The organism is Flavobacterium microcysteis (genome assembly GCF_006385255.1).
In the GTDB taxonomy this organism is placed as follows: Bacteria; Bacteroidota; Bacteroidia; order Flavobacteriales; family Flavobacteriaceae; genus Flavobacterium; species Flavobacterium microcysteis.
In genome coordinates this window covers 14,766-27,428 of record NZ_VFJE01000046.1, presented here as the reverse complement: position 1 = coordinate 27,428, position 12,663 = coordinate 14,766, and the positions used below count along the sequence as shown (strand labels likewise).

General features: G+C 34.4%; 10 protein-coding genes. 5 read left to right on the top strand and 5 right to left on the bottom strand.

The features are described 5' to 3' along the window. On the bottom strand, positions 1-1,665 hold the full coding sequence (locus tag FJA49_RS00620) for a hypothetical protein (RefSeq protein ID WP_139997784.1): 1,665 nt from the start codon (positions 1,663-1,665) through the stop codon (positions 1-3). 2 nt (positions 1,666-1,667) lie between these two features. After that, positions 1,668-2,813 (bottom strand): glycosyltransferase family protein, encoded by a 1,146-nt coding sequence (locus tag FJA49_RS00615; RefSeq protein ID WP_139997782.1) that lies wholly within the window; start codon positions 2,811-2,813, stop codon positions 1,668-1,670. Positions 2,814-2,853: 40 nt separating this feature from the next. Here FJA49_RS00615 and FJA49_RS00610 point away from each other — a divergent pair, with 40 nt between their 5' ends. Next, positions 2,854-3,963, top strand: coding sequence for a glycosyltransferase (locus FJA49_RS00610; RefSeq protein ID WP_139997780.1), 1,110 nt, complete (start codon positions 2,854-2,856; stop codon positions 3,961-3,963). A gap of 6 nt (positions 3,964-3,969) precedes the next feature. After that, positions 3,970-4,374 (top strand): sugar 3,4-ketoisomerase, encoded by a 405-nt coding sequence (locus FJA49_RS00605; RefSeq protein WP_139997778.1) that lies wholly within the window; start codon positions 3,970-3,972, stop codon positions 4,372-4,374. On the opposite strand, the gene FJA49_RS00600 is transcribed toward FJA49_RS00605, so the two are convergent. From FJA49_RS00600 to FJA49_RS00590, 3 genes are read right to left on the bottom strand one after another with little or no spacing between them, the layout of a single operon-like run. Next, complete coding sequence (locus FJA49_RS00600) at positions 4,361-5,281, bottom strand: glycosyltransferase family 2 protein (protein WP_139997776.1); 921 nt, start codon at positions 5,279-5,281, stop codon at positions 4,361-4,363. The genes FJA49_RS00605 and FJA49_RS00600 overlap by 14 nt on opposite strands. Position 5,282: 1 nt before the next feature. Further along, positions 5,283-6,170: a glycosyltransferase gene (locus FJA49_RS00595; protein ID WP_139997775.1), complete on the bottom strand. Its 888-nt coding sequence runs from the start codon at positions 6,168-6,170 to the stop codon at positions 5,283-5,285. Next, positions 6,170-6,853, bottom strand: a complete 684-nt coding sequence (locus FJA49_RS00590) for a cell division ATP-binding protein FtsE (RefSeq protein WP_139997773.1) — start codon at positions 6,851-6,853, stop codon at positions 6,170-6,172. Before FJA49_RS00590 ends, FJA49_RS00595 begins: the two co-directional genes overlap by 1 nt. Before the next feature lie 230 nt (positions 6,854-7,083). Between FJA49_RS00590 and FJA49_RS00585 the strand changes: the two genes are divergently transcribed. The 3 genes from FJA49_RS00585 (at position 7,084) to FJA49_RS00575 (ending at position 12,496) form a co-directional block, all read left to right on the top strand. Further along, positions 7,084-10,101, top strand: coding sequence for a tetratricopeptide repeat protein (locus FJA49_RS00585; RefSeq protein ID WP_139997771.1), 3,018 nt, complete (start codon positions 7,084-7,086; stop codon positions 10,099-10,101). 31 nt (positions 10,102-10,132) lie between these two features. Continuing rightward, entirely contained in the window at positions 10,133-11,890 is a 1,758-nt protein-coding gene (locus FJA49_RS00580) for a TonB-dependent receptor (protein WP_139997769.1), read from the top strand. A 156-nt stretch (positions 11,891-12,046) separates the two neighbouring features. After that, the gene (locus FJA49_RS00575; protein WP_139997767.1) at positions 12,047-12,496 is read left to right on the top strand and encodes a hypothetical protein; all 450 of its coding nucleotides are present in this window, start codon (positions 12,047-12,049) and stop codon (positions 12,494-12,496) included. Positions 12,497-12,663 lie beyond the last annotated feature (167 nt).

The window sequence follows — 12,663 nt, the reverse complement described above, 5'->3', positions numbered from 1 at the left end:
TTAATGGACTGATTTCTTTATAATAACTGGAAATGCTTCATTTTTTTCTAGTGTATTGAAGATGATAAAGTGTTTTGTTTCGTCTATTTTTTTGAAATTTTTATAGATATAAATAGCAATCACGCTAAAATCAGCTCTATTGTCAAACATAAATTCCTCACCTTCCAAAAAGCTTTTTTCTAGAAAGACATAATTTTCCTTTTTTGCGGCAATCTTTAAAATACGTTCAGGGTCTCTATTCACCTCATTATTTGTAAGCCAATCTGCTGGCAGTATACTTTGAGTATTGAAAGTATAATGAGCCATAGGAAAGCTTGGAGCAACAATATAATTGTTACCGTATTTTTTGATTAAGGATTTAAGGTCAAGCAATTTATCTTTGTTATCCTTATGGGTTATAAGATATTTTAGTTTGGGAGAAACATCAGCAAGCGGATATTCTAATTCTGAAAAAGGTTTTTCCCTATAAGGTCTTAGATTTAAAGAATAAGCCAATACCAAAATGATACTTCCGACAAGAATAAATGCTTTTTGATTGTAAATTTTATTTAATTCTTCAGCAAATAAAACGGTTATTGATAAGATGATTCCAGTCGAAAAGAAAATTGGGTAATTATAGCCCATACTTATTGAGCAGCTCCATGCAATCAAAAGTGACAACAGGATTGGCATATAATAGCTAAAGTTCTTTCTGTCTTTTATGACTTTACTGACTACAGCAAAAGAAGCTGAAAGCATTGCAATCCTTGAAGCAAATAAAAATTCTCTGAAGAAGCATAAAGAAAGGGCAAAAACAAGTAAAACGACAGCTAAGTTTTTTAAATATTCAAGGATACCCAAGGTTTTGCGCTTTGGAAAATAAAATAATAAAAAAGCGGATATAATAAGCAGGGGAATAAAAACAACGACTTTAGGGTAGGTTATTATATAATCCAGAAAGCCTGAAAAAAGGAGATCTTTAAAATGGGTTTGTCCGGTTGTCTGCTCTAAAAATTCATGAAGTGATGAGGTATAAGCAACCCAGGAAAGGAAAAGCAGAAAAAAGAGAACCAGATAGAAAAAGAAAAATAGTCCTTTTTTTATTCCTTGCATGCCAATTATGACGAAAAGAAATCCAATAGGAATTAAATAGAATGACTGTTTTGTGAGACTCGACATGAGGCAGAAAAAAGCAATTGCTATGAGCTGCCATCCATTTGATTTGGTGTTTAATGAAAAGATATACAATGCAATAACAGCAAAAAGCAAACCGTCGGTTGTAGGCCAGGGATAGGCCGTAAAATTTAATAAGGAAATGACAAGTCCTAGTATCATTAAGGCCCATTTATTAAACTTTATTTGCTGCGGATAAAAATTAGTAAAGCTCTTAACAGCCAAAAACACCTGCAAAGCAAACAATACATAATTTGTGACCTTTATAAAATAAAACTGACCGATTTCAGGAAGGATTTTCATGAAAATAGCCTGAAAATATAATGTAGATGGGGGAGCTTTATATACAAAATCGTTATAAACATCCTGTCCGTTTGCAATTCGCCATGAAAAACTTGGGATATATCCAGTGTCCCATGTTTCAAAGCCATATCTTGCCGTAAACAAGCAGTATATAGCTATAATCATGAAAAATAAACTACGGTAGATAGTATTAGCCTGAATTGTTTTCATAGTTAGATTTTGGGTTTATTCCAGCTCTCAAGATACTTTTCTGCTATCTTAACAAAGTGGTGCTCTTTCTCTATAAATTTTCGGGCACGATTTCCAATCAAAATCAATTCTTCCGGGTTTTCAATTAAAAAGGAAAGTTGTTTTACAATAGATTCGACATCAGGCAAGGCATTAATAGCAACAGTATCCGTAAGCTGATAATAGTCCTGAAATTCAGATTCGGCTCCGGTAAAAACTACTTTTCCGGCAGCCATAGCCTCGAGAGCATTATAACCCTGGTCGTAACCATATATCTGATCCAGTATTATATGGGCTTTTTTATAGAGCTCAATATATTCATTATAGGGTATGTTTTGAGCTGCTATCACCTCAATTTTGTCTTTATATTTAGAGGTAATACTTTTTAAGGCTTGCTCAAAATAAGGAATTCCTTTGGCATGATAAGCTCCTTGGTTAATTCCCAAAAAGATAATAATCTTATCTTTTATTGAAGGTTCTGTATATTCGATATTCAGTAGATTGACAGGATTAGGTATAAGGCCTAAAAACTTAGGATGTCCTTTTAAAGGGAGATAATAATCCATGTCGCTGGCTATAATTCCTTCTACTTTTTCATATAAAAAATTATGTACTTTTTTATGTCCGTTAGATACATAATCAAAAATATAACGATAGTGCTTTATCAGATTTGTATTCTCAAAGTAAGGATCTAATAATGAATATCTGGGTTTTTTATCAAGCATATACTTTACTACCGTATAATCGATTCCACAGCAAAGTAAAAAAGCTTTTTTGTTTTGTGTTATTATTTTGTTGAGAAGGTACTTTTCAAAGAATGATGTTGTCTGTATAGGAGCTTCATTGATTAGTTGTACAACATCATAATCTTTTAATTTAGGCAGCAATCTGTAGAACTTTATGCCTCGCTCTATTTTTGCAATATCAAATTTGAATATCCTAAAAATTAGCTGTCTAGGAATATTAAAAAATCTGTTTACTGCTATTTTTGGAGTAATATAAAAATCGGACGAGTATTGCTTAAAGCCATCTCCATCACTTACTAAAATAACCTCATGGCCTAATGCAACCAAACCCTCTTTTAACGAATTGTGCAGCCTGCTATATTCACCAATCAGTAAAATCCTCATGAATGTTTATATTTGTATCAAAAATAGCTAATATAACTTGATGTCGCAACCTTCTAAAATTAAAATCTGCCTTGTTGGAGATGCTTTGTCAGCGGGAGGTGCCGAGCGTGTTCATGCTTTTCTTTCAAATTATTTTGCCTCAAAAAATATTGAAATACATAACGTAGTGGTGCAGAATAAGATCTCCTATGATTTTTCTGGAGAGCTTTTAAATTTAGGACTTCTTAAAGACACTACTAATGGTTTCAATAATAAACTAAAGCGTTTTTTAGTATTACGCAGCTATATAAAAAAGCATAAGTTTGATTTTATTATTGACTTTAGGATGCGTAAAAAAAAGATACAGGATGTTTTCATTTCAAGGTTTATATTTACAGCACCCACAATATATACGGTCCATAGTTATCTTATTGACTGGTATATGCCTAAAGAACCCTGGTTAACAAGGTTTATTTACGGCAAAGCTTATGGAGTAGTTGCTCTTACTTTAAAAATGAAAGAGCATATTGAACAACTACATGGACTTAAGAATGTCGTTACTATCCACAATCTTGTTAGTTTGGACTACATCGCTAAACGTGTTAATGAAAACAATCTAGATATTGATTCGGCTTATATACTCGCTGCAGGGAGAATGGGAGACGACAATATTAAACAATTTGACAAGCTTATAGAAGCCTATGCGAATTCTGTGTTACCTCAAAATAATGTGAAACTTGTAATTTTGGGAGATGGAATCCATAAATCTATATTAGAAGATCAGGCGGATAGAATAGGATTAAAAGAGATGGTGGTTTTTAAAGGATTTCTCGAAAATCCGTATATTTATATGCATAATGCTCTTTTTTATGTGCTTTCAAGCAAAAATGAAGGTTTGCCAATGGTGTTGCTGGAGTCATTAGCCTGTGGTACGCCAGTTGTGTCTTTTGATTGTTTTAGCGGGCCGTCTGAAATTATTAGTGACAAAATAAACGGTTTGTTAATTGAAGACCAAAATATAGAAAAACTTACAGAAGGGATTAACCTGATGTTTACAGACAAAGAATTATACGCTACTTGCAAACAGAATGCTGTTGCAAGTATTGAAAAATTTTCTTTGGAAAACATTGGTAATCAATGGATGAATTACCTGAAAATAGATATAGATTAATTGTTTATGGAAATACAAATAATAGAAATACCAAAAATTAAAAATACAAAAGGTAATATTGGTGTGATAGAAATGGATGTAGTGCCTTTTGATATAAAAAGGGTTTATTATTTGTATGATGTTCCTAGTTCTGCAAAAAGGGGAGGACATGCTCACAAGGCTTTATTACAGTTATTAATACCTCTTTCGGGGAGTTTTGATGTAGTGCTTAAAGATGGTACTGAGAAAATCACCATAACACTCAATAAGCCTGATCGAGGTCTTCTTATTAAAAGTAATATATGGCGTGAACTCGAAAACTTTTCTTCAGGCGCCGTTTGTATGGTTATTGCATCAGAGGTTTATGATGAGGATGATTACATAAGAAATTATGATGATTTTCTTGCCTATATAAAAACTAATCAGCAGTAGGATTTATCCCTTTTTTATGAAAAAAAGCCTTTAATTTTATAATGAACTGTAAAATAAACGGAGGAGAATAAAGCAATATAATTTGCTTTTTATTTAAGTTTCTAAGATCAATCTTGGACAGAAGTTCTTTGTAAGTTTTAAAATCTCCGGAACGTCTATATCTTTTCGCCATAGAGTATCTGTGAAAATCAAGATATTTTTTAAGACTTAAATTTTCCGGATATGCATTCTCGTAATAATCAAAATCTATTCTGCTTTTTCCGGCCATAGAAGCATGTGTAATTTGATTTTCAGAATGGAAATTATAACGAACTAATGATTCATTGAGATAAGCCATTTTAAAAGCCAAATGGATACGAATGTTTAAATCGATGTCTTCACCAAAATAAATATCTTTATAATATCCCACTTTTTCAAAAACAACTTTCTCTATACATAAGCTAGACGGGCAATATATAGACTTAATTGAGTTTTGTACAAAAAAATTATCGAGCATGCCTGTTTCAACTTGGTGAGAAAGTTCTATAGGGGTACTGTTGTTGTATATTTCTACATACTTAGTAGCAAATAATGAGGCTTCGGGATAGTTTATAATGAGTTCATGTATTTTCTCAAGATACTGTGGTTTCCAGATGTCATCGGCATCAAGAAAGGCCAAATAACGAGCTCCTGCATTATCAATACCGGTGTTTCGGGAAGCTGGAAGACCTTTATTTATAGGATGATTTATTATTTTAATTCTACTGTCGTTAAATTCTTGTGCTACAGCCAGACTGTTATCTGTAGAAGCATCGTTTATAACGAGTATTTCAAAATCACTAAAAGTTTGATCCAGCACACTTTGTAATGTTGCAGCTATATAATTTTGTTTATTATATAATGGTATGATAATAGAAAATAGAGGCATCTTACTTAGTGTTTAGGTCGCAAAAATATCCTAATCGGAAAAGGTCAAAGATAAGAAGTGAAGGTTGTTTTCCAAGAAGATTTTTTAGAAAGCCCGACTTAAAAGTTCGGTAAAAAGCCAAATACATTCCTTTTAATTTATACTTTTCCAGTTTTCTATAAGCTACAGAAAGCTTTACATAGTTTGCTTCTATAAGCCCATTTTTAATTAAATAATCAAGCCCAACTAAAGATTCTTCTGATTTCCTTAAAAATACCTGGTTGCTTTCTAATCCGTTATGACAGACAGGATTTTCGATATGAAGCATTGAGACTCCCGCTTTTTTCAGCTCATAAGAAAATAAGGTGTCTTCATGTCTCAGGTTCGGAATCTCTTCATTAAATGAAACCAATTCAAAAACGGATTTCTGAATCATGAAATTCAAGGTAAGAAAAGCGAGATACGGATTCTGATTTCTCACATCTGCCGTAAGCGCTTCTCTTGATTTTCCATAAACCCATCGCAAAATCTGATCTTTTTCAGGTCTTTGTTCCTGATAGCGAATACCGCCGTAAATCACTTTTACGTTGGAGTTTATATGAGGAATGTAATTGGAAATAAAGTCGTTATGGATCGGGATCACATCGGCATCAAGAAACAGCAGATTTTCAAAACGTGCTTTTTTTGCCAGAAGATTGCGTATAGCACTCCGTCCGATATTTTTTTCCAAAATCGAATAAGAGCAATGCGCTAAATCGTTGATTTTTTGGTTCTCAGAATGGTATTTCTTTGAAGCATCGTCCAAACCTATAATTTCATATTCTATATTCAGTGCTTTTACCTGTTCACATAAGGAAAAAACAAGCGGGAAGATATTGTAATTATATGTAGGGATTAAAATTGAAATCATTAAACCGTTCTCTGTACCACTTCAAAAACAGAACCGCTGTCACATTTCAAGGTCTTGGAAGGGAATTTCATCAAAAGCGCATAATCATGCGTTGCCATGATGATTGTTTTTCCATTCGCATTAATATTTCGCAATAGTTCCATGACTTCAACACTGGTCTGAGGGTCAAGGTTTCCGGTAGGTTCGTCAGCTAATATGATTTCAGGATCATTAAGCAAGGCTCTTGCAATTGCAATTCGTTGTTGTTCACCACCAGATAGCTGGTGCGGCATTTTACTGGCAAAGTTCTTCATGCCCACTTTTTCCAAAACTTCCTCTATTTTGACCTGCATTTCCTGCTTGTCAGTCCAGCCGGTAGCTTTTAATACGAACATCATATTTTCCTCAATGTTTCGATCTGGAAGCAATTTGAAATCCTGGAATACAATACCAATTTTACGGCGCAAGTAAGGAATATTTTTTTCTTTGAGTGCCGCCAGGTCATAATCCACAATGCTTCCTTGTCCATCCGTAAGAGGAAGATCAGCATATAAAGTTTTCATGAAACTGCTTTTTCCAGAACCGGTTTTTCCAATAATATAAAGGAATTCACCGTGTTTCACTTCAATATTTACGTTCGATAAAATGAGGTTTTTCTCCTGATAGATATTTACGTTTCTTAAAAAAAGCACAGGTTGCGACATAGTAATCTTGTTTATGTTGTAAAAGTAATAAGTTAACGTGCTTTATCAAAATTAAATTGCAAATGGTTGTTTTAATTTTTGTAGGTCGTATTCTTTTGAGTTTCAATTGTCCGGAGCTGCAAGGCAATAAAACTTCAAAATGTTAAAAAAGATGTTTACAATAAACACAAAAGGGCTTCCGTTATAAACTTAAGAATGATATATTTGGATATTAAACAAAACCATTAAAAATGCACAGACTTTCAAGGTTATTTCTGTTGTTTTCATTTATAGGAACCGCTCCGGTTTTTGCTCAGCAGACAGCAATTTACACCAACGATTTAACGGAATACAATAAGGCTGTTTCGCTTTATAAAGACAAGCAATATCAGGCCGCACAGATTATTTTTGAAAAAGTAAAAGCTGAAAACAGCAATAAAAATTCAGATATCGAAGCGGATTGTGCTTATTATATTGCAAATTGTGCGATTCGTTTGAATCAGGCCAATGCCGATCAGATGATGGAAAGCTTCGTGGAAGATTATCCAACGAGTACCAAGCAGAATCAAGCCTATATTGAAGTGGCGCATTATTATTTCGAACAGGGAAAATACCCGCAATCACTCAAATGGTTTGACAAAGTAGACGAAGGTTCACTAAGCGATAGCGACCGTGAAAGATATAATTTCCAAAAAGGATATACTTTTTTTACAGCCGGTAAGAAAAAAGAAGCTGCAAATTATTTCAACCAGGTATTGAACTCTAAGGAATACGGCTCACAGGCAAAGTATTATTTAGGTTTTATGGCGTATGAATCGGATGATTATACCAAAGCTACCAAATTGTTTGATGAAGTTTCTGGCGAAGAAAAATATCAGGAAAAGATGTCATATTTCCAGGCAGATATGAACTTCAAACTGGGCAAATTTGATAAAGCGATAGAACTTGGAAAAGCGGCTATGGCGAAGTCAAACGCCTTGGAAAAATCAGAACTGAACAAGATTATTGGAGAAAGCTATTTTAACCTGAAAAAATACGATCAGGCCATTCCATACCTGAATGAATACAAAGGGAAAAAAGGAAAATGGAATAATACGGATTTTTACCAGTTAGGATATGCTTACTACAAGCAGAATGACTATGAAAATGCGATTTCGCAATTCAATAAAATTATTGATGGACAAGATTTCGTAGCACAAAATGCCTACTATCACTTAGGTGAAAGCTACTTAAAAACCGATAGAAAGCAACAGGCGCTAAATGCGTTTAAAAATGCTTCAGAAATGGCATTTGATGCAAAAATCCAGGAAGATGCCTATTTGAATTATGCCAAGCTGAGCTATGAAATTGGAAACTCTTACCAAAGTATTCCTGCCGTATTGAATGGTTTTATTGAAAAATATCCAAACAATCCAAGCAGACCGGAAATCGAAACGCTATTGATTAACTCTTACATTACCTCAAAGAACTATAAAGAAGCATTGACCTTATTGGAAAAAAACAAAACAGCCAATAGAGAAGCTTACCAAAAAGTTACGTTTTACAGAGGTTTAGAACTGTATACCGATGGTAATTATCAGGAAGCGCTTGCTATGTTCAAGAAATCTTTAGCCGAAAGAAGCAATGCGAAATTTACAGCCCGTGCCACTTTCTGGAAAGGAGAAACAGAATATGTTTTGGATAGCTTTAAAGAAGCAGTACTTACTTACAAGCAATTTTTAGGCGAATCTGAAGCTAAAAATACGCCAGAATACAAAAACATATACTACAACTTAGGTTATGCTTATTTCAAGCTAAAAGATTATGATCAGGCTGCGACCAACTTCCAAAGCTATATTCCGGAAGCAAAAGACGATAAGGTTCGTTTAAATGATGCCTACCTTCGTTTGGGAGATAGCCATTATGTCTCTGCAAAATACTGGCCTGCGATGGAAGCTTATAACAAAGCTATCGAAATCAAAGGAATTGATGCAGATTATGCAGCATACCAAAAAGCAATCAGCTATGGTTTTGTTGCCAGAAACGAAAAGAAAATTGAAGAGTTGAACAGTTTTATCAAAAACTTCCCGAAATCGCAATTGCGTGACGATGCTCTTTATGAACTTGGAAATACGTATGTAGCAGAGAAGAAAACAGAAAGTGCTATCCAGACCTATGATAAACTGATTGCGGAATATAGAGAAAGCTCCTATACCTCAAAAGCAATTTTGCGTCAAGGACTTGTATATTACAACGCAGAAAAAGACCAATTGGCTTTGGGCAAGCTTAAAAAAGTAGTAGCGGAATTTCCAAATACTCCGGAAGCTTTAGAAGCGGTATCTACGGCAAGGCTTATTTATCTGGATAATGGCAAAGTTGACGAATATGCAACATGGGTAAAAACATTAGATTTTGTAGAGGTTTCTGATGCAGAATTAGACAATGATACTTATGGTGCAGCTGAAAAACAATATCTTCAGAATAATATCAAACCTGCAATTACAGCATTGAGCGGTTATGTTGCAAAATTCCCTAACGGAATCAACTCATTGAAAGCAAACTTCTATCTGGCACAATCGTATTTTGCGGATGGTTTGGAAAACAATGCTATTCCGAACTATGAATTTGTGATTTCAAAACCAAGAAACGAATTCACGGAGCAGTCACTTGCAAGGCTATCTCAGATCCTGCTTAAAAAAGCAGATTATGTGAAAGCAGCTCCTGTTTTGAAAAGATTAGAAGCGGAAGCTGATTATCCGCAAAACATAACATTTGCTCAATCCAATTTGATGAAATCGTATTACGAACAAAAAGATTATGCAAATGCGGTAGTATATGCTGAAAAAGTCTTGGCAAATGCAAAAACAGACGATAAGGTAAAAAGTGATGCTCAGGTGATTGTAGCGCGTTCTGCAATAAAAATTAATGACGAGGCAAAAGCCAAAACGGCTTATGCGAAATTACAGACCATTGCTAAAGGAGAACTCGCGGCAGAAGCATTATTCTACGATGCTTATTTCAAAAATAAAGACGGAAAGTTTGAAGCGTCAAATACGGCAGTACAAAAATTAGCGAAAGATTATTCCGGATATAAGTATTTTGGAGCTAAAGGCTTGGTTGTAATGGCGAAAAACTTCTACGGATTAAAAGACAGCTTCCAGGCGAATTATATTCTGGAAAGCGTCCTTAAAAATTTCAAGGATTATCCTGATGTTATTGAAGAAGCACAAAAAGAATTGGATATTATTAAAGGAGAAGAAGCAAAACGCAACTCATCCATCCAAAATTAATCACATCTCATTCTAATACAATTTAAGTAATATGACACATAAAACCCAATATAAGATTGCATTATTATTTCTTTTCGCAGGCTTGCAAGGAGCTTTTGCACAAAAGAAGGATGAGAATATCGGAACCGAAGTCGTAAACGTAGTAAAACCATACACGCCAACTATTTCTGACGCTTTTAAAGTAAAAGAAACTCCGACATTGGAAGACGAAGACAACACGAAAAAAGAAGAAATCAAATACAATATCTTCTCTTTTCCGGTAGCTTCTACATTTACGCCAGCTAAAGGAAGAGCGGCTTCTGTTGATAAAGCAAAACAGGAAAAATTATATAAAAATTATGCTACTCTGGGCGTCGGGAATTACGGTACGCTGAATGCAGAATTGTTTGTTACAGAAAACCTAAACCGTAACGAATATGTAGGTGGAATGCTTCGCCATCTTTCATCCCAAGGTGGTATCAATGACCTTTTACTGGATGACAAATTTTACAACACATCGCTTGATCTTACATACGGAAACCAGCAGAAAGATTATTCATGGAATGTAGATGCAGGTTACCAACATCAGGTATATAACTGGTATGGATTGAGAAACGATTTTGCTAATGATTTAGCTGATCCGCAAGACAGAAAAGACCTAATAAACAGTATCGACCCGCAGCAGACTTACCAAAACATTTATCTAGGTGGACGAATCAGCGTAAAAGAAAGTATTTTTAAAGAAGCAAGCTTAAAATTCAACCATTTTTCAGATGCTTTTGGTTCTTCAGAAAATAGATTTTATGTAAAACCTGCCATTGGCTTGGATATTTCAGGGAACAAGATTAATGCTAATTTCATAATTGACTATTTGGGTGGTTCTTTTGAAAAAGACTATTCAGGAACCACAGACATTAGCTATGGTTATACCAATATTGGAGTACAGCCAAGTTTTATCTACCAGCAAGATGATTTGACGGTCAATTTAGGAGCAGGGCTTTTTTATAGTATGGATAATGAAAACAGCGACAATAAGTTTTTTATCTATCCGCAAGTCACAGCGACCTACAGAATTGTGGGTGATGTTATGATTGCTTATGCAGGAGCGGAAGGAAGCTTGAAACAAAATTCGTATCGTGATTTTACACAAGAAAACTTCTTTGTGTCTCCAACACTTGGAATCGCTCCAACCGACCAGAAATATGATATTTATGTAGGGTTAAAAGGAAAAATTGCAAACAATGTAAGCTTTAATATTAGAGGTTCTTATAAAAACGAAGACCAAAAAGCCATGTTCTTGAGCAATCCGTATAATAATGAGAACCCAAACAAAGAAGGCTATGCTTTTGGAAACTCCTTCAGTGTGGTATATGACAACGTAAAAACAATGAGCTTTTTTGGTGAACTAAAAGCCGACTTCTCTAAAAATGTATCTTTTGGCGTGAGCGGAACTTTCAGCAGTTATACGACAGACGAATTGGCTGAGGCATGGAATCTTCCACAGCTCCAAATTGCAGCCAATCTTGATTTCAATATCACAGAGAAATGGTATGCTGGAACAAGCCTGTTTTTTGTGGGCGAAAGAAAAGATATTTTTAGTTATACATCACTCCTAAGAAACGAAACAGAAACGGTAAATCTAGACAGCTATTTTGATCTTAATGCACATGTCGGATATAAATACAACGACAGATTAACCGCATTCCTGAAAGCAAACAACCTGACTAGCCAGGATTACCAAAAATGGCTAAACTATCCGGTTCAAGGAATTCAGGTTATGGCAGGAGCCAGCTATAAATTTGATTTCTAAAAATCCAAAAATCATAAATCATAAATCAAAAATCAAAAATCTGAATAAATCCTGAGAAGTAATCAATTGTAAATATCAAAAAGCCTGCATTCATCTGTGGGCTTTTTTATTCCAAAAAAATCAGCGAAAATCAGCATCTTTAAAAAAGCATCAAAAATGACACTCAAAGAAAAAACATTAAACTATTATAAGCAGCTTGTACAAGATAAAATCGATGCCTTTCAGGATATGATTTCAAACCTGACTGATGATGCCCAAAATGATGCAAAAGGCTCTGCTGGTGATAAACACGAAACAGCACTATCCATGATGCATCTGGAGCAGGAAAAGCTCAATCACAAGCTAAAAGAATTTCTGGAACAGAAGAATGTCCTGGACAAGATTGATGCTTCAAAAGAAACCAAGATAATCACCATGGGTAGTATTATCAAAGCGAACGGAATCTTATTGTTTATGAGTGCCGCATTTCCAAAGATTAAGATAGAAGAAAAAAACATTATTGCGCTTTCGCCACAATCACCATTAGGAAATAAACTTCTGGGACAGCAGGTTGGTTATAGTTTTGAAATCAACGGGACAAAATACCTGATAGAAGAAGTTCAATAAGAATGACAAAATGACCATCCAAAAGGATGGTTTTTTTATGAAATAAACCAAACAGTCCGTTTTTTAATGGATAAAGTTTCATGATTGCTAAAAATAAACATTTTTAATTTTAAATTGTAACTAAAAAGTAAATTATAGTTTACTAAATAAAACAAAAACCACAATTT

Coding starts and splice junctions, on each gene's coding strand:
- FJA49_RS00620 (WP_139997784.1), bottom strand. CDS start 1,665: ATGAAAACAATTCAGGCTAATACTATCTACCGTAGTTTATTTTTCATG.
- FJA49_RS00615 (WP_139997782.1), bottom strand. CDS start 2,813: ATGAGGATTTTACTGATTGGTGAATATAGCAGGCTGCACAATTCGTTA.
- FJA49_RS00610 (WP_139997780.1), top strand. CDS start 2,854: ATGTCGCAACCTTCTAAAATTAAAATCTGCCTTGTTGGAGATGCTTTG.
- FJA49_RS00605 (WP_139997778.1), top strand. CDS start 3,970: ATGGAAATACAAATAATAGAAATACCAAAAATTAAAAATACAAAAGGT.
- FJA49_RS00600 (WP_139997776.1), bottom strand. CDS start 5,281: ATGCCTCTATTTTCTATTATCATACCATTATATAATAAACAAAATTAT.
- FJA49_RS00595 (WP_139997775.1), bottom strand. CDS start 6,170: ATGATTTCAATTTTAATCCCTACATATAATTACAATATCTTCCCGCTT.
- FJA49_RS00590 (WP_139997773.1), bottom strand. CDS start 6,853: ATGTCGCAACCTGTGCTTTTTTTAAGAAACGTAAATATCTATCAGGAG.
- FJA49_RS00585 (WP_139997771.1), top strand. CDS start 7,084: ATGCACAGACTTTCAAGGTTATTTCTGTTGTTTTCATTTATAGGAACC.
- FJA49_RS00580 (WP_139997769.1), top strand. CDS start 10,133: ATGACACATAAAACCCAATATAAGATTGCATTATTATTTCTTTTCGCA.
- FJA49_RS00575 (WP_139997767.1), top strand. CDS start 12,047: ATGACACTCAAAGAAAAAACATTAAACTATTATAAGCAGCTTGTACAA.